Source organism: Pseudomonas sp. Tri1 (assembly GCF_017968885.1).
In the GTDB taxonomy this organism is placed as follows: domain Bacteria; phylum Pseudomonadota; class Gammaproteobacteria; order Pseudomonadales; family Pseudomonadaceae; genus Aquipseudomonas.
On the sequence record NZ_CP072913.1, the window covers coordinates 4,496,844 to 4,514,393 of the forward strand.

Consider the following 17,550-nt stretch of genomic DNA (forward strand, 5'->3'; position numbering starts at 1 on the left):
TCTTTTTGTGCCATAACCTTGGTATCAGCTGAAGATTCCACCCAGAGCCAGTCGTTTTGTAGGGTAAAAACGACCAAAAATAAAAAAGGGTCGCGAGATAAAATCTCGCAACCCTTTGAATATATGGTCGGGACGGAGTGATTCGAACACTCGACCCCTAGCACCCCACGCTGGGAGCTATATAGAGATAACCTGCTGATAATAAAGAAATTTAACGCCATCATCGGATGCCAAATAACGCCATTTCTTGTGCTTATGCAAACGGTAGCCCGTGGCCTGTAGCGTAGGTTTTGCGCGAAGATTTATCCAAACCTGATAGCACAGGAGTCGCAATATTGACGTCCCGCCAACGTCTGATTGCTGCATTGTTGGTTGTAGCAGCCTTCCATCAATGATGGATCAACATGGTTTTTAAACACGCTCAGCTGTTTTTTTGTAAGTGAGTCGAGTCCTTCTGCCAAGACCAGTTTTGCGATCCCGCCAACTGCACCGTCCAGTCCCGCCTCGATAAGTTCCTTCAGTGCTTCCTCTTGATCTTCTCAGTAAGTGTCTCGTAAATCACTTGCTCACCTCAAAGTCACTAAATGCTCATTTTTGAACGTGAAATAGGCCGCTTGCTACCTCACTCGTCTTTGTACCATCAAATTTTGACGTTACTCAACGTTCGAACTCATTACTCGGCAATCCTAGCCACCCGAATGAACTCCCCTCCGCGCCCAACGGCAACCAGCGGAAGGATCGTGTGCATCCGGAATTTGTTGGATCGACACCGTCCCCTGGAGGCAACAATGAACGCAGCACTGAAGATTTGTCAGGCCATGCACGACGGCCAGTTGCCTTCGACGGTGAGCGAAAGCCCTTGGGAGGTTGCGCGGGCTGAGTGGCTGTACAACGCGACTGAGGATCTGTTGCGGGGTGTGGATATGAAGGTCCAGCGCCGTATACGTCAGCCTCAGGGTGTCACCGTGGCCGCCCTTGCCTTGGCCGTGGATGAGCACGTGAACAACCGGCTGGCGGACTGCAAGGTCAACACCCCTGCCCTGGGCTGGCTGCGGCTATCGGCAGATGGCCGGGCCGACAGGAACGCCATGGCCGAACTCCTAGGCCCCAGCGCCCCCCTCGGCAAGCTCGTCGAAATCGCACAGACCCTACTTGAGACCTTGGTCGATGAAGCCTTGACCGCTCAGGCAGAGGACGCAGAACTGTGAGCCCTCACATCCTCATCGACCAGGCACTGGAAAGCCTGGAGCCCCCGGAGAGTCCTCCAGGATCCAGCAAAGTCGTGCTGCACATGATCACCAAAATGATGGAAGGCGGCGTCATCTCAGTCGAAGAGTTCAACCACTACTGCAAGCGCCTCCTGAAAATCACCAGGCAGCGCACGTAGGCGTTATGAGTACTGCACCGGTCTGACGCCATCAAGAAGGCCTTGTCGATGCCTGGCTTCAGCGCAGACGTGTTCCTGGGATTGTTCGACGATGAAACCTATGTCGAGCAGAGCTGAAGGAAGAACAGGCCATTGAGCAGGCTGTGGACAAAGACGCCGAGGTCCTGCGCCAGAAACAGGAACGCCCTGACTGGCTCAACTCAGCGATCGAGACGATCGGCAAGGCCGTAACCAGCCACGAACTGAAGATGCTGAACGTCAAGTACATCCGCGAAGCGACCCGCCGCAACGAGCCGACTTTCATCGCCCGTATCACTCGCGCTTTTGAAGAGCGCAAAGCCGTCCTGGAGCCAGGCAAGGAGAACGCAGCATGACCCAGCTCTACGCGCTCACCGGCAAGCTGAACTCCAGGCCATGGCCGACACGGATGATGAGGGCCTGAGAGAGGCCTTGCAGCACGCAATAGACGAGATCCAAAGCGAGTTCGAGGTGAAGGCCGACAACATCGTCATGCTGCGCCGGAACATCGAAAGCGATGTAACCGCGATTGAAAACGAGATCGAACGCCTGGCCGAGCTCAAGCGCATCAAGACCAACAGTGTGTCGCAGATCAGCGACTACCTTCGCCGGAACATGGAGGCTGCCGGGCTCAAGTCGATCAAGCGTCCGCTGTTCACCATCACCCTGGCACTGGGCAAGGAGAAGGTCATCGTCGACAACGAAGATGCGGTGCCGGACGAGCTGACCGCCGTGAAAACCAGCATCGCACCGGACAAAAACGCCATCGCCGCCAAGCTCAAGGAAATCCGCGAACACAACGAGGCGGTCCGCAAGCGCATGGCCACCGGCGAAGACGCCGAGCACGAACTTCTGCCCGAACCCACGTGGGCCCACCTTGAGCGCGGTGATAGCGCCATTCGCATCAAATAGGAGGCCCCATGGCCCGTGGAGTAAACAAAGTCATCCTGGTCGGCACCTGTGGCCAGGAGCCAGATGTCCGCTACCTGCCCAACGGCAACGCGGTCACGAACTTGAGCCTTGCCACTAGCGAGCAATGGACGGACAAGCAGACCGGCCAGAAGGTCGAGAAGACCGAGTGGCACCGCGTCACGTTGTTCGGGAAGGTGGCCGAGATCGCCGGCGAGTACCTGACAAAGGGGTCCCAGGTCTACATCGAGGGCAAGCTGCAAACTCGGGAGTGGGAGAAGGACGGCATCAAGCGCTACAGCACTGAGGTGCACGTCGACATGCGCGGCACGATGCAGATCCTGGGATCGCCGGCGCACCGCCAGGCTGGCACGAATGCCCAGCGTCCCACCGGGCAACGTCAGCAACAACCCAGGCCACAACAGGCTTCCCCGCAAAACAGCCAGCAAGGCGCGCCGCCGGACTTCGACAGCTTCGACGACGACATCCCCTTCGCCCCTCATCACCATTTAAACGGTGCCTGACATGGACCAAGCAATCGCAGAAGCCGCCAAGCGGCAGAGTGCACTGGAGGCGGCGAAAGCTGCCTTCTTCGCATCTGGAGGAACGGCCCAGCAAATCCCGACCGGCGTCGGCAAGGACAGCCCTAGTGCCGTGAAGGTTTCGAAAACGCCATACGGCTATCGAAACATCGAAGCGCAGAAGACCAAGCGCGGCCGCATCATCACCCAGGAAGAGCGCGACAAGATCGCTGTCGAGCTGATGGAGTGCAAGGCAACCGGCATGACCCGAAACAAGGCCTGCAAGCACCTGGACATCAGCACGACGCTCGCCCGGCGGATCGTTGCGGACTACTCGCTCGATTACCCGACAAGCGCCTGATGCGCAGATTCAGCAGTCGCACCCAACAACGCAAACGACAGACCTGGCTGGACTTGCCGGCCAGCGGAATTGAAGAGGTAGGCCATGGCCAAGAGCAATGCAGAATTGCAAAAGGACAAGCGCGCCAAGGAGAAGGCGCTGCTCGACCGGATCGGCGCCGAGAAGCGCACGCTGATTGTTTCGAAGGCGCTTGATGATGCGCTTCAGATCCTTGGCGAGCGCCACGGATTCGAGGAGTGGCAGGAGACGGTGTCGACGCTGATCCTGAATCTGGCCTCGGCGCAGGCCGAAGAATCGGCACGTTTCGCAAGCATGTCGCGACCGGAATTAGTCGTTAAGGAAAAGTGGTCGAGGCAGCTTGAAGATTTTGCGGAAACCGGCACCGAGAATTTCCAGTGAAATCCATTCGGTGCCAATCAACTGTATTACCGTGGGCCGGGCATCGAGCTTGGTTTGCTTTTCGAGTCGAGATCATCAGCTGCAGCAATGGCTGAATCAAGATCATAAATCCAAGTTGAGTCTGCACCAGGGCCAATCAATTGATAGCCCACAACCTCTCTCGTATTGTCGAGGTGAATCATCACCCTTTCGTAAACGGTGAATTTCCCTTTTGTGTAAACCGCAGCGCCTCGTTGCATTTCTTGCTCCTTGATCCGGCCCCATGCCGATCACCCGTAATACCTCAACCAAAACCAAATTGCCACCATCGGTCAAGGAGGGCGGCGCTTTCTCCGGCCTCTAAGTCATCCAAGGGTTAGTTGGAGGTTCAGCTTCTCTCCACAAATTCAACATGAACGACCAGTGCAGCAGGAATTTCTCCGCCGTCGGCAGCGCGAATTGTTACTTCCTGCTCTCTCGCGATATCTGGGTTCTCTGGCTCTACCGCTAGAACGCCATGCGACTCAAATTCACTATCGTCAATCCAGTAAATAACGCCTTGGTCATCAGCATACAAAGCGAAGCGTTTGGCCTCATCGTGTGAACGAGTAGTGGAAACGGAGCAGCCACCATACAGTCCCGTTTCAATTTGGTGCGCTGCAACCCGGTTGGCTTCGGTCGGCCCCAATGTGAAGCGCCCATCAAGGCTGAATTGCCCATCCAACAGTACAACAACCTCTTTTTCACCATTCAGGTTCTTGGGGAAAATCTTCCCATTGTTTGAATCATGTACGGCCCTGCACTCGCCCCGATAAAGCATCGACGCACCCTCAATCCGGCCCCATGCCGGGCCATCAACCAATAGCCCACAAACTCTAATCACGCCAACCGGCGAGGATCACGCATGGATACAGCAATCGACTTGTTCGCCGGTCTCGGCGGATGGACCACTGGTGGCCGCGCCGCCGGACTTAACGTTCTCTGGGCGGCAAACCACTGACCCGCCGCGGTGGAATGGCACAGCGCCAACCATCCTGAAACGCAGCACGTCTGCCAGGATCTGCACCAAGCTGACTGGTCGCAGGTGCCAAAGCATGACCTGATGCTTGCCTCCCCCTGCTGCCAGGGCCACACGAAGGCCAGGGGCCGAGATAACGGAAACCCAAAGCACGACAATTCACGCTCAACAGCTTGGTCGCCGGTATCGAACGCTGAAGTTAACCGTCCAGATTTCGCCATCATCGAGAACGTTCCGGAGTTCATGGATTGGGTTCTGTATCCGGCCTGGGCGGATGCGATGCAGCGCTTGGGTTATGCACTGGCACCTCACATCGTTGACTGCGCCGACCTTGGCGTTCCCCAGCACCGAGTTCGACTGTTCATGGTCTGCTCCCGCAGTAAGGCGCCGTTGCATCTTCAGCTACCTCAATGCCAGCACGTACCCGCGCGTGACATCCTCGACTTCGAGTCCGGCAAGTGGAGCAAGATCGATAAACCCGGTCGCGCCAAGTCGACACTGCTTCGCGTGAAGAGCGGCCGGGAGCGCTTCGGCGAACGATTCATCATGCCGTATTACGGCTCTGGCTCCGGCCTGACCGGCCGAAGCCTGGACCGGCCAATCGGCACCATCACGACGCTGGACCGCTGGGCCCTGGTGCGCGGTGACGAAATGCGCATGCTGTCTGCGGATGAAGCCTTGGCAGCCCAATCCTTTGGACCGGACACCAAGCGCCCGAACAACCACCGGCTGACCATGCACATGACTGGCAATGCGGTACCACCACTGGCCGGGCAACGAGTCATTGATGCACTGCGAGCGGCCGCTTAAAACTCAATGGTTACTTACAAGGAAGCGCGCTGGTCGTTAATATCTATGCTACGTGCTAAGTACCGTCTCAGCTTTTTGTCATTTATTATTACGGGCGATATGTCCTGATTTTTAATCGGTTTCCATATCGCCCTTACTTCAAACTGCCTAGAATATTCTGACGACTTCCTGTTTATCGGGGAAAATCCGAAATTCTCCCCATTAAAATTTTCACTTTTACTTCCATACACTACCTCCGTATACCCCAAGAACTCAACCGGAACTAAATTATTTAAAGAGTACGTCAGTCTTCTAAAAAAAAACTGTGGATTTTCTATCTCCACACACGTTTCAGAGCCCTCTAACTCATCAAAAAGTGAGTATGATTTAACTGATGACATGCAAAAAATAAAATGGTCCTCTAGTTCGGCAACATGAACAAGTGTAGGCCCTCCCACTATCTGAAAATTAGTTATAGTTCCGGACTCAATCATCCCAAAGGCCGAAAGCGCTTTCTCATCTAGAGGATTTGGACTATCAACATCGTAGATCGAGCTTAGTGTGTGTACGATCTCCTTTTTCCCTTCCATCTCATCAGAAATACCACGCTTATGCTCGAGGCTTCTAAACTCTTTCAGCGTGCCAATGCGTAGATTGCCGCTACTTAGAAAGTTTTCATTATGTACTCGTGATTGATATCTGAAAAAACCTTCCATGTCTTACTCCAGTTAGCTTCAATTGCTGTCAACCCAATCCTAGCACTTCAGGGGACGTTTTTATGCACGCCGACAAACCAATGTTGATCTACCTTAGCGGTCCCATGACCAACATGCTGGACCTGAACTTCCCCCTTTTCCACACCACTGCCGCCAGCCTGCGCGAGTCCGGCCACACCGTCATAAACCCCGCCGAACTCCACCCTGACCCAGGCACCTGGAGCGAGTGCATGCGCCGCGACATCAAAGCGCAGATGGATTGCGACACCGTGGCCACCCTGCCCGGCTGGCAGGACTCCCGCGGCGCCAGCCTGGAAGTTCATATCGGCAAGGCGCTCGGCATACGGGTTGTGAATGCCCATGATCTGGTAACGAGGGGGAATGCCGCAGTACCAACATTTTCCAAGCTGATGTAAAAAGTACAGCTGCCATTTCAGACATTCACTGGATTCCGACCAACACATGCAGATCATTCGTACTGGAACAGTTTTGACTGGCGAATACGCCGGTTGGACGATAGAAATTCAGGATGACCGCGCAGGTGAAACCGGAGGTTATTACCTATTTCTGGTCCAGAACGAATCAAATGGTTTCGATTCTTGGTTTGAACTCATAGAGCAGCTGCAGCAACAAATTTCAGAACTCGACGTTCGCTGGAATTAGCGCCTCACTCTTTCGTTCCCCCCCTTCCCCATCCCCCCTTCAAAGTCAGCCGCTATAGCGGCAAGGAGAGGTCCTACGGCACAAATTCACCCAGGCTTTCGCGAGCAGTTGGGATGGCGTACTCAAGCAGCTCTAAAGGGACATCCTGCTCGAACAAGGTCACCTCAAAGCGCAGCGTTTCGTCATTCCTGAATATCTCAAAGACCATATCGTTCCCGCGCCAGCACTCAATCCCCAAGCCGTCATGCCCCTTTGTCACGTGCGAGGCGGTAAAAAACTTGTATTCAACTCCGTGTACGACCACATCGCACCTCCCTATCTGAGGTGGCAACGATACCTCCCCCCTCTACAAATTTGATAGCCGCTATAGCGGCAAGGACGAGCTCGACCATGGAAAAGATAAAACTCGGCCCGGACCATTATCGCTACGTCGACGAGCTCGACCCAAAAGGCCTGGAAGTCACCTGCAAAAAGTACGTGGTTATCGGCGAAACCGATCAGTGCTGGTACATCGTGGACGAATTCCACAACAACCTCTTCGGCGGCTCGCAGCGTGAATCCCTGCTGAAGCAGTACCGCAAGCGTGTGCTAAAGGATGGTGGCGAGCATGGCCGGCGATTCGCGTACACCGATAAATCCCTAGCACTGCGCTCGTAAAAGCAGCGCAAATCCTGGCAGATGCGCCATGCCCAGTTGGCGCTCGAGCGCGCCCAGGCGGCCATTGCGTATTTCGGCGACACCAAGACCGAAAGCACAGTGCCACCCGACCACCTGATGGTTCCGTGCGAATACATCCAGGCCATGAACTGGAGCGAATGCTGATGACCATTTCACCACAACCGAAAGAACGCCCGGTCCTGTTCTCGGCCCCGATGGTGCGAGCCATCCTGGAGGACCGGAAGACGGTCACGCAGCGGGCATTGAAAGGCTTCCAAATCCCTACCGAGGACACCTCCATTCCGGTTGGCGATCGTCAGCGCTGGAGCGCAATAGGCCAAAAAGACCCGCGCTACGGCTTCTGCGTATTCGGATCGACCGAGGCAGAGTGCGCCAAGGAGCTGGAAGAGTACGCACCCTGCCCGTATGGCAAACCCGGCAACCGGCTGTGGGTGCGCGACCACCGAAGTGGACGAACAAACCAGCCCAGTGGTCAGGCTGGCTCGCTACTCTGCGGACCACCAGCCAGTGCTTTACCGCCACCCTGAAGGCAACGAATACGATGGTTCGGTCGCTCACTGGGACTACCCCAGAAGATCCCGCTCGAGCATCCATATGCAGCGCTGGGCCTGCCGCATCCTGCTTGAGATCACCGCCGTCCGCGTCGAGCGGTTGCAGGACATCAGCGACGAGCAGGCCAAGGCAGAGGGAATCGTCGGTGTAGCCTTTCGCCCTGACGACGGCTGGCCGATCTGCACCGGCTTGACGCGAGCCTTTAAGGAGGCCCGGGATGCGGCGGGTTGTTACAAGGGATGGAAGGAAGAGGAAATGCCAGGCTTCCATGAAGTGCGCGCGCTGTCGCTGCACCTGTATCAGAAAGCCGGAAAGGACGGGCAGAAGATCGCCGGCCATGCCAGCGAGAGCATGACCAAAACTACCAGAAGGATCACGCGGATATCGTGTGGTCGGAGGCAATCCCGGACCTGAATATCAGCGACATCACCGGTTAGTTTTGCGCGAGTTTTGCGCAGGCACAAAAAAGCCGATCTATCTGATCGGCTTAACTGCCTGATTTTACTCAGTAAATATGGTCGGGACGGAGTGATTCGAACACTCGACCCCTAGCACCCCATGCTAGTGCGCTACCGGACTGCGCTACGCCCCGACTAGGCGTGAATCTTGTCCCGCTTCTCAACGGAACGCTCAGGAATATATCGCAAGCTTTTGAAAACTGGAAGATTTAAAAGCAGAAATTTATTTCTTGAGCACCACCAGCACATCTTCAAGCTCGGCGATCATCTGGCGGATCATTTGTTTGTATTGCGTTGTATCGTCTTTGGCCTCATCACCGGAGAGGCGCAGACGTGCGCCGCCAATGGTGAACCCTTGGTCGTATAGCAGCGCGCGGATCTGCCGGATCATCAGCACGTCTTGGCGCTGATAATACCGGCGGTTCCCGCGACGCTTGACCGGGTTGAGTTGAGGAAACTCCTGCTCCCAATAGCGCAGCACGTGCGGTTTTACCGCACACAGCTCGCTGACTTCACCAATGGTGAAGTAGCGTTTGCCCGGGATGACGGGTAGTTCGTCGTTATGACTTGGTTCCAGCATAAGCCTCAACTCGGGCCTTCAACTTCTGCCCTGGACGAAAGGTGACCACACGGCGAGCCGTGATCGGGATTTCTTCTCCCGTTTTCGGATTGCGGCCAGGCCGCTGGCGTTTGTCCCGAAGGTCAAAATTGCCGAAACCGGACAATTTGACCTGCTCGTTGTCTTCCAGAGCGTGCCTGATTTCTTCGAAAAACAGTTCGACCAATTCTTTGGCCTCCCGTTTATTCAGGCCCAACTCCTCATACAGACGTTCCGCCATCTCAGCTTTCGTCAGAGCCCCCATACGTCACTTCCTTAACGTGGCGTTCAACCTGTTTTCGAGCGAGGTGAGGATGTTCTGCGTTGCGGTATTCACCTCATCGTCATTAAGAGTGCGCGATGGATGCTGCCAGGTCAAGCCGACTGCAAGGCTTTTTCTATGCGGATCAATGCCTTTACCCTGATACACGTCAAATAGCCTGAGGTCCGTGAGCCATTCGCCTGCATTTTCACGGATTACGTCCAGTACAGCGCTGGAAGCAACGTCGCGGTCGGCCAGCAACGCCAGGTCACGCCGCACTTCAGGAAAGCGCGATAACTCCTGGAATTTCGGCATTTTCCCCAACGCCACTTCGGCCAGGACCAGCTCGAAGACGAACACCGGACGATCAAGGCCCAGGGTCTTCGACAGTTCAGGGTGAATCGCCCCCACATAACCGACTTCACGCCCTTCGCGCTCGATGCGCGCGGTCTGCCCCGGGTGCAGCGCCGGATGCTTGCCCGGTACGAATGTGAACGCGTCGAGTGCACCGGCAAAACCCAGCACCGCTTCGACGTCGGCCTTGACGTCGAAGAAATCGACGACATCACGACCTTGCGCCCAGCCTTCCGGCAAACGGCTGCCGCAAACAACACCGGCCAGCATCGGCTCTTGTTTCAAACCTTCCAACTGACCAACGAAGCGCAGGCCGCTTTCGAACAGCCGCACGCGATCCTGCTGGCGGTTCAAGTTGTGCTGCAGCGACTTGACCAGACCTGGCCACAGGGACGAGCGCATGGCCGCCATGTCGTTGGAGATCGGGTTGGCCAGCAACAGCGGCTCGACACCGGGGTTGAACAGCTCGAACTGACGCGGATCGATGAAGCTGTAAGTGATCGCTTCCTGATACCCACGAGCCACCAGCAGGCGACGCAGTTCCGGCAGGTCGCTACGGGCTTCAGCCTTGGCCTGTGGGGCCAGGCGCGCTTGCGGGTAGCGAACCGGCAGGCGGTTGTAGCCGTACAGGCGGGCCAGTTCTTCGATCAGGTCGACTTCCAGGCTGATATCGAAGCGATGGCTTGGCACTTCGACACGCCACTGCCCTGCCCCATCAGCGCTGATGTTCAGGCCGAGGGCGCTGAGCAGGCGCTCGACTTCGGCCGGGTCCATCTCCATTCCCAGCATTTGGGTAATGCGTTGGGCACGCAGGGTGACCGGCGCAATCTTGGGCAGGTGCTGTTCGCTGACGGTTTCGATGATCGGGCCAGCTTCGCCACCGGTGATTTCCAGCAGCAGGCCAGTAGCACGCTCCATGGCTTCACGGGCCAGTTGCCAGTCCACGCCACGCTCGTAACGGTGTGAGGCGTCAGTGTGCAGGCCATAGGAGCGAGCCTTACCAGCGACAGCGATCTGGTCGAAGAACGCGCTTTCCAGGAATACGTCGCGTGTCGTGGCGGACACACCACTGTGCTCGCCGCCCATCACGCCGGCAATCGCCAGGGCGCGGGAATGGTCGGCAATCACCAGCGTGTCACTGCGCAGGGTCACTTCCTGGCCGTCGAGCAGGACCAGCTTCTCACCCTCTTCGGCCATGCGCACGCGGATGCCGCCGTTGATTTCGGCGAGATCGAACGCATGCAGCGGCTGACCCAGCTCCAGCATCACGTAGTTGGTGATGTCGACGGCAGCGTCGATGCTGCGCACGTCGGCGCGACGCAGGCGCTCGACCATCCACAGCGGCGTCGGCTTCGACAGGTCGACGTTACGGATCACGCGCCCCAGATAACGTGGGCACGCCGCTGGTGCCAGTACTTCAACCGAGCGCACTTCATCGTGCACAGCCGGCACACTCGCAACCACAGGACGCGTCACAGGGGCGGCATACAGCGCGCCGACTTCACGGGCCAGACCAGCCAGGGACAGGCAGTCGCCACGGTTCGGCGTCAGGTCGACCTCGATGCTCGCATCGTCCAGGCCCAGGTACTCACGGATGTCCTGGCCCACCGGCGCGTCAGCTGGAAGCTCCATCAGGCCATCGTTGCCTTCGCCAATCTGCAGCTCGGCCTGGGAGCACAACATGCCGTTGGACTCGACGCCACGCAGCTTGGCTTTCTTGATCTTGAAGTCGCCCGGCAGTTCGGCACCGATCATGGCGAACGGGATCTTCAGGCCTGGGCGCACGTTCGGTGCGCCGCAGACGACCTGGAATGTTTCCGCACCATTGCTGACCTGGCACACTCGCAGCTTGTCAGCATCCGGGTGCTGTTCGGTGCTCAGCACCTCGCCCACGACCACACCGCTGAATTCACCGGCGGCGGGGGTCACGCTATCGACCTCGAGGCCGGCCATCGACAGGCGAGCAACCAGCTCGTCCCGACTTACCTGCGGGCTTACCCAGCCGCGCAGCCATTGTTCACTGAATTTCATCCTGCTCTCCCAATAGATTCGTTACGGACTGCGGCCTAGCGAAATTGCGCAAGGAATCGCAAGTCGTTGTCGAAGAACAGGCGCAAGTCATTCACACCGTAACGCAGCATGGCCAGGCGCTCGGCGCCCATGCCGAAAGCAAAGCCCGAAAATTCTTCTGGATCGATCCCGGACATACGCAGCACGTTCGGATGAACCATGCCGCAGCCCATGACCTCCAGCCAACCAGTCTGCTTGCAGACGCGGCAGCCCTTACCGCTGCACATCACGCATTCCATATCGACTTCAGCGGATGGCTCAGTGAACGGGAAGTACGAAGGGCGGAAACGCACCGCCAGTTCTTTTTCGAAGAACACCCGCAGGAACTCTTCGATAGTCCCTTTCAGGTCGGCGAAATTGATGTCGCGATCGACCAGCAGGCCTTCGACCTGGTGGAACATCGGCGAGTGGGTGATATCGGAGTCGCTGCGGTACACACGGCCTGGGCAGACGATGCGGATCGGCGGCTGCTGCGATTCCATGGTGCGGACCTGTACCGGCGAGGTATGGGTGCGCAACAGCATGTTCGCATTGAAATAGAAGGTGTCATGCATCGACCGGGCCGGGTGATGGCCAGGGATGTTGAGCGCTTCGAAGTTGTGGTAGTCGTCTTCGACCTCAGGGCCTTCGGCAATGCCATAGCCAATGTGGGTGAAGAACTGCTCGATGCGTTCCAGCGTCCGGGTCACCGGATGCAGGCCTCCGGAAGTCTGGCCACGGCCAGGCAGGGTCACGTCAATGGACTCGGCGGCGAGTTTGGCAGCCAGATCCGCCTCCTCGAGCAACGCCTTGCGCGCATTAAGGACCTCTGTGACACGCTCCTTGGCAACGTTGATCAGCGCGCCGACCTGCGGGCGCTCTTCGGCCGGCAAGTTCCCCAGGGTCTTCATCACCTGGGTCAATTCGCCCTTCTTGCCAAGGTACAGAACCCGGATTTGCTCCAGGGCATTGATATCTTCAGCGCTTTGCACAGCCTCTAGTGCTTGAGCGACCAGCGCATCCAGGTTTTCCATGTACAGACTCCAGATACAAAATAGGGGAAGAGCTTTAAGGCTCTTCCCCTATTTATGACGTTTAACACCTGGGCCCACAGAGGTGAGCCCCGGTGACTGTCGGGGGTACTTAAGCCAAGGTGGCTTTAGCTTTCTCGACAATCGCAGCAAACGCCGCTTTTTCGTTCACTGCCAGATCAGCCAGAACCTTGCGGTCGATCTCGATGGACGCTTTTTTCAGGCCGGCAATGAAACGGCTGTAGGACAGACCGTTAACACGAGCACCAGCGTTGATACGAGCGATCCACAGAGCGCGGAACTGACGTTTTTTCTGACGACGGTCACGGTAGGCGTATTGGCCTGCCTTGATTACCGCTTGCTTGGCAACACGGAATACGCGGGAACGCGCGCCGTAGTAGCCTTTAGCAAGTTTCAGAATTTTCTTGTGACGCTTACGGGCAATGACGCCACGCTTTACACGAGCCATGAGTTACTTCCTCTATTCTTGATCCAAAAATTAACGAAGGCGCAGCATGCGCTCGACTTTTGCCACGTCAGACGGATGCAGCAAGCTGCTACCGCGCAGTTGACGCTTACGCTTGGTCGACATTTTGGTCAGGATGTGGCTCTTGAAAGCGTGCTTGTGCTTGATACCGTTAGCAGTTTTCAGAAACCGCTTAGCAGCACCACTTTTGGTTTTCATCTTTGGCATGTTCGGATACTCCGCATTCAGTTGATAAACATAATCGCAAGGCCTGCCGTGCCCTGTTGATTACTTCTTCTTTTTCGGGGCGATGACCATGATCAGCTGGCGTCCTTCCATCTTAGGATGCTGTTCGACCGAACCGTACTCGAGCAGGTCTTGTTCAACCCGCTTGAGGAGTTCCATCCCCAGCTCCTGGTGGGCCATCTCACGGCCGCGGAATCGCAAGGATACCTTGGCCCTGTCCCCGTCACTCAGGAAACGTACCAGGTTGCGCAGTTTTACCTGGTAATCCCCTTCCTCCGTCCCTGGACGAAACTTGATTTCTTTTACCTGAATCTGCTTCTGGTTTTTCTTCGCCGCGGCAATCTGCTTCTTCTTTTCGAAGATCGACTTGCCGTAGTCCATCACCCGGCAAACCGGTGGGACTGCGTCTGCGGAAATTTCTACCAGATCAAGCTTGGCTTCTTCAGCAATACGAAGCGCTTCATCAATCGAGACGATGCCAATCTGCTCGCCGTCAGCGCCAATTAACCGAACCTCGCGTGCCGAGATATTCTCGTTGATCGGGGCTTTCGGTGCAGCTCGTTTATCTTGTCTCATTTCACGCTTAATAATAATTACTCCAAATCTGGGCGACCACGCCGGGAAACCGCTTGCGCGAGAAACTCAGCGAATTCGGCGACGGGCATCGAGCCCAGGTCAGCACCTTCACGAGTACGCACAGCGACAGTCTGCATCTCGACCTCCCGATCTCCAATAACCAAGAGAAAGGGAACCTTGAGCAAAGTATGCTCGCGGATTTTAAAGCCGATCTTTTCATTTCTCAAGTCGGACTTGGCACGAAATCCGCTTTGGTTGAGAGTTTTTTCGACTTCGGCGGCAAAATCTGCCTGTTTATCAGTGATATTCATGATCACTGCCTGGGTCGGTGCCAGCCACGCGGGGAACGCACCCTCGTAGTGTTCGATCAGGATCCCGACGAAACGCTCGAAGGAACCGAGGATCGCGCGGTGAAGCATGACCGGGTGCTTGCGGCTGTTGTCTTCGGACACGTATTCGGCGCCCAGACGGATCGGCAGGTTGAAATCGAGCTGCAAGGTACCACACTGCCACACACGGCCGAGGCAATCTTTCAGCGAGAATTCAATTTTCGGACCGTAGAAGGCCCCCTCGCCCGGCTGCAGGTCGTACGCAAGGCCCGCGCTATCGAGGGCGGCGGCCAGGGCCGCTTCGGCGCGATCCCACAGCTCGTCCGAGCCGACGCGTTTTTCCGGACGAGTGGACAACTTCATTTCGACTTCGGTGAAGCCGAAGTCCCGATAGACGTCCATGGTCAGCTTGATGAAGGCGGCGGATTCGGCCTGCATCTGCTCTTCGGTGCAGAAAATATGTGCATCGTCCTGGGTAAACGCACGCACGCGCATGATGCCGTGCAGCGCACCCGATGGCTCGTTACGGTGGCAGGCACCGAACTCGGCCAGGCGCATCGGCAACTCGCGGTAGCTTTTCAGGCCTTGGTTGAACACCTGCACATGGCAAGGGCAGTTCATTGGCTTGATGGCGTAGTCGCGGTTTTCCGACTGGGTGGTGAACATGTTGTCGGCGTAGTTGGCCCAGTGCCCGGATTTCTCCCACAGGCTGCGGTCCACCACTTGCGGCGTCTTGATCTCGAGGTAACCGTTTTCACGCTGGACCTGGCGCATGTACTGCTCCAGCACCTGGTACAGGGTCCAGCCGTTCGGGTGCCAGAACACCATGCCCGGGGACTCTTCCTGGGTGTGGAACAGGCCCAGGCGCTTGCCAATCTTGCGGTGATCGCGTTTTTCGGCTTCTTCGATGCGCTGGATGTAGGCTGCCAGCTGCTTCTTGTCGGCCCAGGCAGTGCCATAGACACGCTGCAACTGCTCGTTCTTCGCATCGCCACGCCAGTAGGCGCCGGACAGCTTGGTCAACTTGAAGGATTTCAGGAAGCGCGTGTTCGGCACGTGCGGGCCACGGCACATGTCGACGTATTCTTCGTGGTAGTACAGACCCATGGCCTGCTCGTCCGGCATATCTTCCACCAGACGCAGCTTGTAATCCTCGCCACGTGCCTTGAACACTTCGATGACTTCGGCGCGCGGGGTGACTTTCTTGATGACGTCGTAATCTTTCTCGATCAGCTGCTGCATGCGCTGTTCGATGGCGGCCATGTCGTCCGGCGTGAAAGGACGCTCGAAGGCGATGTCGTAATAGAAGCCTTCATCGATGACCGGCCCGATGACCATCTTCGCGCTCGGATACAACTGTTTGACCGCATGGCCGACCAGGTGCGCACAAGAGTGGCGAATGATCTCCAGCCCCTCTTCATCCTTTGGCGTAATGATTTGCAGCGTAGCGTCGCTGTCGATGACGTCGCTGGCGTCGACCAGTTTGCCGTTGACCTTGCCGGCCAGGGTGGCCTTGGCCAGGCCCGCGCCGATGGATGCGGCGACCTCGGCTACGGAAACCGGGTGATCGAATGAACGTTGACTGCCGTCGGGAAGAGTAATAGTTGGCATGGCGCCTCCTCTCCTAGTGGTGACCCCTACCAAAGGTCACGTGGGTTGGGATGAGCCAGTACAAGATCCAGTCCAGGCCATTCAATGACGAACGCCTGCCTTACAGCGGCAGGAGCCTTGCGGCCAACCGGGAAAACCGAACCAGAGTGACTGGGATTCAAATCAGGGTTATTCGAACATTTGCCGCTGCCGGGGCGGGTTGCCGTCCGGAGCCTGGAAATACCCGAGCCCGGCATGCTAGCACAGATGAACGGTCATCGATGCACAAGGCTGTCACAGGAAGGCAAATCGTCCGCTTTTATGCCAGAGTGCTGAACTTGATAGGCCCTAGAGCCCTCGAATAACAGCACATTGACCCACAAGGAGCATCCTCGCATGCGTCTCAATACCCTGTTCGCCGTAGTCGCCCCCATTGTCCTGCTGCTGCCGTTGAGTGCCCACGCCGACTGGCCGAAGGGCGAGCGGGATAAATACATGGCCCAGTGCACGCAGGCGGCTACCCCACAGATTGGTGCAGCAGCGGCGAAATCCCACTGTGCCTGTGGCGCCGACGCCATCAAATCCTACCCGGCGAGTGATATCCAGGCGCTGATGGACAACAAGGCCACCGCCGAATTGCAGCAGAAAGCCCTTGGCGAGATCGCCAAATGCAAGGCCAATGCGCCTGCGAAAAAGTGAATAACTGGAGCCTTTGATGCAGCCCGGGGCCGATAAAAGGCCAAAAAAAGCGCTTTTTCGTACTATTTATGCAGGTTTTACAGCTTTTTTTATCGTCTTTACTTTGCGCTGAAAGCCTTTAAAACCGGGGCTTTCAGCCGCCTCAGGCGGTAAAGAAAACACGACTGATTGGCAAACAGTGCCTGCGGGGGGCTCCCAAATCGAACATTTCGACTATGATACCCGGGTGTGCCCAGTTGGCCTGAGCAGCACAGTACACTGAAAATATATGTTTCTTGGAGATACACCATGTCTAATCGCCAAACCGGCACCGTTAAATGGTTCAACGATGAAAAAGGCTTCGGCTTCATCACTCCTCAAGGTGGCGGTGACGACCTGTTCGTACACTTCAAAGCTATCGAAAGCGACGGTTTCAAAAGCCTGAAAGAAGGCCAGACCGTTTCCTTCGTGGCTGAGAAAGGCCAAAAGGGTATGCAAGCTGCACAAGTTCGCCCTGAGTAATTTCTCGGCGCACTAAAAAAACCCCGTCCATGTGACGGGGTTTTTTATGGGCGATTGAAAACCGACTATCAGCCGCAATTCACCCGGTTGACCACCAGGTTGGCGTCAGTGCTGAGATTCAGGCGGTCGGAGCGGTACTCAAGCGTCACCATGTCGTTGGGCTTGAGAATCCGGGCATTCTGCGCGCCGGCGCGAGCGCGCGCCTGCTCCAGCAATTGCGGCGAGGCCTGCTTGCCAATGGCGAACTCCGCGGCCTTGGCTTCGCAGCGGCTGTGGCCGGTCTCGGCTGCCACAGGGTCAGGGGTCGATTCAGAGGTGCTGCTGCAACCGCTCAAGAACGCGGCGCCCAGCAAAGCACCCAATGACACGAGCTTCCAAGGCATGAAGCCTCCTTTTTCGAT

At 56.7% G+C, this 17,550-nt stretch carries 26 protein-coding genes, 1 tRNA gene and 3 pseudogenes; 16 read left to right on the forward strand and 14 right to left on the reverse strand.

Translation table 11 applies throughout. The annotated features are described in order from the left end of the window. The first annotated feature begins 788 nt into the window (after nucleotides 1-788). From J9870_RS19210 to J9870_RS19240, 7 genes and pseudogenes are all read left to right on the forward strand, one after another. Nucleotides 789-1,208, forward strand: a complete 420-nt coding sequence (locus tag J9870_RS19210) for a hypothetical protein (RefSeq protein WP_210639535.1) — start codon at nucleotides 789-791, stop codon at nucleotides 1,206-1,208. Next, nucleotides 1,205-1,387: a hypothetical protein gene (locus J9870_RS19215; protein ID WP_210639536.1), complete on the forward strand. Its 183-nt coding sequence runs from the start codon at nucleotides 1,205-1,207 to the stop codon at nucleotides 1,385-1,387. Before J9870_RS19210 ends, J9870_RS19215 begins: the two co-directional genes overlap by 4 nt. 143 nt (nucleotides 1,388-1,530) lie before the next feature. Continuing rightward, nucleotides 1,531-1,761 carry a hypothetical protein gene (locus tag J9870_RS19220; protein ID WP_246883033.1) on the forward strand — a complete coding sequence of 77 codons (231 nt, stop codon included), beginning with the start codon at nucleotides 1,531-1,533 and terminating at the stop codon, nucleotides 1,759-1,761. Continuing rightward, nucleotides 1,758-2,317: pseudogene (locus tag J9870_RS19225) on the forward strand (siphovirus Gp157 family protein). The gene J9870_RS19220 and the pseudogene J9870_RS19225 overlap by 4 nt, the downstream one beginning before the upstream one ends. Nucleotides 2,318-2,325: 8 nt before the next feature. After that, complete coding sequence (ssb, locus tag J9870_RS19230) at nucleotides 2,326-2,838, forward strand: single-stranded DNA-binding protein (protein WP_210639537.1); 513 nt, start codon at nucleotides 2,326-2,328, stop codon at nucleotides 2,836-2,838. Between the two features lies 1 nt (nucleotide 2,839). Beyond that, nucleotides 2,840-3,196: a hypothetical protein gene (locus tag J9870_RS19235; protein ID WP_210639538.1), complete on the forward strand. Its 357-nt coding sequence runs from the start codon at nucleotides 2,840-2,842 to the stop codon at nucleotides 3,194-3,196. A gap of 84 nt (nucleotides 3,197-3,280) precedes the next feature. Next, nucleotides 3,281-3,595, forward strand: coding sequence for a hypothetical protein (locus tag J9870_RS19240; protein WP_210639539.1), 315 nt, complete (start codon nucleotides 3,281-3,283; stop codon nucleotides 3,593-3,595). A 26-nt stretch (nucleotides 3,596-3,621) separates the two neighbouring features. On the opposite strand, the gene J9870_RS19245 is transcribed toward J9870_RS19240, so the two are convergent. Then, nucleotides 3,622-3,834 carry a hypothetical protein gene (locus tag J9870_RS19245; RefSeq protein WP_149658583.1) on the reverse strand — a complete coding sequence of 71 codons (213 nt, stop codon included), beginning with the start codon at nucleotides 3,832-3,834 and terminating at the stop codon, nucleotides 3,622-3,624. A 128-nt stretch (nucleotides 3,835-3,962) separates the two neighbouring features. Then, the gene (locus J9870_RS19250) at nucleotides 3,963-4,394 is read right to left on the reverse strand and encodes a hypothetical protein (protein ID WP_210639540.1); all 432 of its coding nucleotides are present in this window, start codon (nucleotides 4,392-4,394) and stop codon (nucleotides 3,963-3,965) included. Nucleotides 4,395-4,478: 84 nt separating this feature from the next. Here J9870_RS19250 and J9870_RS19255 point away from each other — a divergent pair. Beyond that, a pseudogene (locus tag J9870_RS19255) lies at nucleotides 4,479-5,402 on the forward strand (DNA cytosine methyltransferase). Nucleotides 5,403-5,416: 14 nt separating this feature from the next. On the opposite strand, the gene J9870_RS19260 reads toward J9870_RS19255, so the two are convergent. Beyond that, nucleotides 5,417-6,097, reverse strand: a complete 681-nt coding sequence (locus J9870_RS19260; protein WP_210639541.1) for a hypothetical protein — start codon at nucleotides 6,095-6,097, stop codon at nucleotides 5,417-5,419. 62 nt (nucleotides 6,098-6,159) lie between these two features. Between J9870_RS19260 and J9870_RS19265 the strand changes: the two genes are divergently transcribed. Both J9870_RS19265 and J9870_RS19270 read left to right on the forward strand, forming a co-directional pair. Next, nucleotides 6,160-6,513, forward strand: coding sequence for a DUF4406 domain-containing protein (locus J9870_RS19265; protein WP_246883034.1), 354 nt, complete (start codon nucleotides 6,160-6,162; stop codon nucleotides 6,511-6,513). 46 nt (nucleotides 6,514-6,559) lie between these two features. Beyond that, nucleotides 6,560-6,760 carry a hypothetical protein gene (locus J9870_RS19270; RefSeq protein ID WP_032864180.1) on the forward strand — a complete coding sequence of 67 codons (201 nt, stop codon included), beginning with the start codon at nucleotides 6,560-6,562 and terminating at the stop codon, nucleotides 6,758-6,760. A 73-nt stretch (nucleotides 6,761-6,833) separates the two neighbouring features. On the opposite strand, the gene J9870_RS19275 is transcribed toward J9870_RS19270, so the two are convergent. Next, the gene (locus J9870_RS19275) at nucleotides 6,834-7,064 is read right to left on the reverse strand and encodes a hypothetical protein (protein WP_210639542.1); all 231 of its coding nucleotides are present in this window, start codon (nucleotides 7,062-7,064) and stop codon (nucleotides 6,834-6,836) included. A gap of 86 nt (nucleotides 7,065-7,150) precedes the next feature. On the opposite strand from J9870_RS19275, the gene J9870_RS29580 reads away from it, so the two are divergent. The 4 genes and pseudogenes from J9870_RS29580 to J9870_RS19290 form a co-directional block, all read left to right on the forward strand. Then, a complete protein-coding gene (locus J9870_RS29580; protein WP_246883035.1) occupies nucleotides 7,151-7,417 on the forward strand; it encodes a hypothetical protein in 267 nt (88 codons plus the stop codon). A gap of 21 nt (nucleotides 7,418-7,438) precedes the next feature. After that, a complete protein-coding gene (locus tag J9870_RS29585) occupies nucleotides 7,439-7,582 on the forward strand; it encodes a hypothetical protein (RefSeq protein WP_246883036.1) in 144 nt (47 codons plus the stop codon). After that, nucleotides 7,576-7,965 carry a hypothetical protein gene (locus J9870_RS19285; RefSeq protein WP_210645475.1) on the forward strand — a complete coding sequence of 130 codons (390 nt, stop codon included), beginning with the start codon at nucleotides 7,576-7,578 and terminating at the stop codon, nucleotides 7,963-7,965. Before J9870_RS29585 ends, J9870_RS19285 begins: the two co-directional genes overlap by 7 nt. A 214-nt stretch (nucleotides 7,966-8,179) precedes the next feature. After that, nucleotides 8,180-8,427: pseudogene (locus J9870_RS19290) on the forward strand (integrase); the annotation flags it as partial. A 78-nt stretch (nucleotides 8,428-8,505) separates the two neighbouring features. Here J9870_RS19290 and J9870_RS19295 read toward each other — a convergent pair. From J9870_RS19295 to thrS, 9 genes are all read right to left on the reverse strand, one after another. Then, a tRNA-Pro gene (locus J9870_RS19295) sits at nucleotides 8,506-8,582 on the reverse strand. An 89-nt stretch (nucleotides 8,583-8,671) separates the two neighbouring features. Beyond that, nucleotides 8,672-9,028, reverse strand: a complete 357-nt coding sequence (locus J9870_RS19300; RefSeq protein WP_003179985.1) for a MerR family transcriptional regulator — start codon at nucleotides 9,026-9,028, stop codon at nucleotides 8,672-8,674. Continuing rightward, nucleotides 9,009-9,311, reverse strand: coding sequence for an integration host factor subunit alpha (ihfA, locus tag J9870_RS19305; protein ID WP_002553164.1), 303 nt, complete (start codon nucleotides 9,309-9,311; stop codon nucleotides 9,009-9,011). Before ihfA ends, J9870_RS19300 begins: the two co-directional genes overlap by 20 nt. Before the next feature lie 3 nt (nucleotides 9,312-9,314). Further along, nucleotides 9,315-11,693: a phenylalanine--tRNA ligase subunit beta gene (gene pheT, locus J9870_RS19310; protein WP_210639543.1), complete on the reverse strand. Its 2,379-nt coding sequence runs from the start codon at nucleotides 11,691-11,693 to the stop codon at nucleotides 9,315-9,317. A gap of 35 nt (nucleotides 11,694-11,728) precedes the next feature. Continuing rightward, nucleotides 11,729-12,745, reverse strand: coding sequence for a phenylalanine--tRNA ligase subunit alpha (gene pheS, locus J9870_RS19315; protein ID WP_210639544.1), 1,017 nt, complete (start codon nucleotides 12,743-12,745; stop codon nucleotides 11,729-11,731). Nucleotides 12,746-12,854: 109 nt separating this feature from the next. Continuing rightward, nucleotides 12,855-13,211, reverse strand: a complete 357-nt coding sequence (rplT, locus tag J9870_RS19320; RefSeq protein ID WP_002553161.1) for a 50S ribosomal protein L20 — start codon at nucleotides 13,209-13,211, stop codon at nucleotides 12,855-12,857. Between the two features lie 30 nt (nucleotides 13,212-13,241). Continuing rightward, nucleotides 13,242-13,436: a 50S ribosomal protein L35 gene (gene rpmI / locus J9870_RS19325; protein ID WP_002553160.1), complete on the reverse strand. Its 195-nt coding sequence runs from the start codon at nucleotides 13,434-13,436 to the stop codon at nucleotides 13,242-13,244. A gap of 60 nt (nucleotides 13,437-13,496) precedes the next feature. Next, on the reverse strand, nucleotides 13,497-14,048 hold the full coding sequence (infC, locus tag J9870_RS19330) for a translation initiation factor IF-3 (RefSeq protein WP_169432615.1): 552 nt from the start codon (nucleotides 14,046-14,048) through the stop codon (nucleotides 13,497-13,499). Beyond that, nucleotides 14,048-15,970 (reverse strand): threonine--tRNA ligase, encoded by a 1,923-nt coding sequence (thrS, locus tag J9870_RS19335; RefSeq protein ID WP_014337550.1) that lies wholly within the window; start codon nucleotides 15,968-15,970, stop codon nucleotides 14,048-14,050. The genes infC and thrS overlap by 1 nt, the downstream gene beginning before the upstream one ends. 375 nt (nucleotides 15,971-16,345) lie before the next feature. Between thrS and J9870_RS19340 the strand changes: the two genes are divergently transcribed. Both J9870_RS19340 and J9870_RS19345 read left to right on the forward strand, forming a co-directional pair. Then, nucleotides 16,346-16,648: a hypothetical protein gene (locus J9870_RS19340; protein ID WP_210639545.1), complete on the forward strand. Its 303-nt coding sequence runs from the start codon at nucleotides 16,346-16,348 to the stop codon at nucleotides 16,646-16,648. Nucleotides 16,649-16,936: 288 nt separating this feature from the next. After that, nucleotides 16,937-17,149 (forward strand): cold-shock protein, encoded by a 213-nt coding sequence (locus J9870_RS19345; protein ID WP_003179963.1) that lies wholly within the window; start codon nucleotides 16,937-16,939, stop codon nucleotides 17,147-17,149. A gap of 68 nt (nucleotides 17,150-17,217) precedes the next feature. On the opposite strand, the gene J9870_RS19350 is transcribed toward J9870_RS19345, so the two are convergent. Beyond that, nucleotides 17,218-17,532, reverse strand: coding sequence for an I78 family peptidase inhibitor (locus J9870_RS19350; protein WP_210639546.1), 315 nt, complete (start codon nucleotides 17,530-17,532; stop codon nucleotides 17,218-17,220). Nucleotides 17,533-17,550: the final 18 nt, after the last annotated feature.

Bases quoted from the DNA above. Each gene is read 5' to 3' on its own strand.
- J9870_RS19210 (WP_210639535.1), top strand. From the start codon at position 789: ATGAACGCAGCACTGAAGATTTGTCAGGCCATGCACGACGGCCAGTTG.
- ssb (WP_210639537.1), top strand. From the start codon at position 2,326: ATGGCCCGTGGAGTAAACAAAGTCATCCTGGTCGGCACCTGTGGCCAG.
- J9870_RS19235 (WP_210639538.1), top strand. From the start codon at position 2,840: ATGGACCAAGCAATCGCAGAAGCCGCCAAGCGGCAGAGTGCACTGGAG.
- J9870_RS19240 (WP_210639539.1), top strand. From the start codon at position 3,281: ATGGCCAAGAGCAATGCAGAATTGCAAAAGGACAAGCGCGCCAAGGAG.
- J9870_RS19245 (WP_149658583.1), bottom strand. From the start codon at position 3,834: ATGCAACGAGGCGCTGCGGTTTACACAAAAGGGAAATTCACCGTTTAC.
- J9870_RS19250 (WP_210639540.1), bottom strand. From the start codon at position 4,394: ATGCTTTATCGGGGCGAGTGCAGGGCCGTACATGATTCAAACAATGGG.
- J9870_RS19260 (WP_210639541.1), bottom strand. From the start codon at position 6,097: ATGGAAGGTTTTTTCAGATATCAATCACGAGTACATAATGAAAACTTT.
- J9870_RS19265 (WP_246883034.1), top strand. From the start codon at position 6,160: ATGCACGCCGACAAACCAATGTTGATCTACCTTAGCGGTCCCATGACC.
- J9870_RS19270 (WP_032864180.1), top strand. From the start codon at position 6,560: ATGCAGATCATTCGTACTGGAACAGTTTTGACTGGCGAATACGCCGGT.
- J9870_RS29580 (WP_246883035.1), top strand. From the start codon at position 7,151: ATGGAAAAGATAAAACTCGGCCCGGACCATTATCGCTACGTCGACGAG.
- J9870_RS29585 (WP_246883036.1), top strand. From the start codon at position 7,439: ATGCGCCATGCCCAGTTGGCGCTCGAGCGCGCCCAGGCGGCCATTGCG.
- J9870_RS19285 (WP_210645475.1), top strand. From the start codon at position 7,576: ATGCTGATGACCATTTCACCACAACCGAAAGAACGCCCGGTCCTGTTC.
- J9870_RS19300 (WP_003179985.1), bottom strand. From the start codon at position 9,028: ATGCTGGAACCAAGTCATAACGACGAACTACCCGTCATCCCGGGCAAA.
- ihfA (WP_002553164.1), bottom strand. From the start codon at position 9,311: ATGGGGGCTCTGACGAAAGCTGAGATGGCGGAACGTCTGTATGAGGAG.
- pheT (WP_210639543.1), bottom strand. From the start codon at position 11,693: ATGAAATTCAGTGAACAATGGCTGCGCGGCTGGGTAAGCCCGCAGGTA.
- pheS (WP_210639544.1), bottom strand. From the start codon at position 12,745: ATGGAAAACCTGGATGCGCTGGTCGCTCAAGCACTAGAGGCTGTGCAA.
- rplT (WP_002553161.1), bottom strand. From the start codon at position 13,211: ATGGCTCGTGTAAAGCGTGGCGTCATTGCCCGTAAGCGTCACAAGAAA.
- rpmI (WP_002553160.1), bottom strand. From the start codon at position 13,436: ATGCCAAAGATGAAAACCAAAAGTGGTGCTGCTAAGCGGTTTCTGAAA.
- thrS (WP_014337550.1), bottom strand. From the start codon at position 15,970: ATGCCAACTATTACTCTTCCCGACGGCAGTCAACGTTCATTCGATCAC.
- J9870_RS19340 (WP_210639545.1), top strand. From the start codon at position 16,346: ATGCGTCTCAATACCCTGTTCGCCGTAGTCGCCCCCATTGTCCTGCTG.
- J9870_RS19345 (WP_003179963.1), top strand. From the start codon at position 16,937: ATGTCTAATCGCCAAACCGGCACCGTTAAATGGTTCAACGATGAAAAA.
- J9870_RS19350 (WP_210639546.1), bottom strand. From the start codon at position 17,532: ATGCCTTGGAAGCTCGTGTCATTGGGTGCTTTGCTGGGCGCCGCGTTC.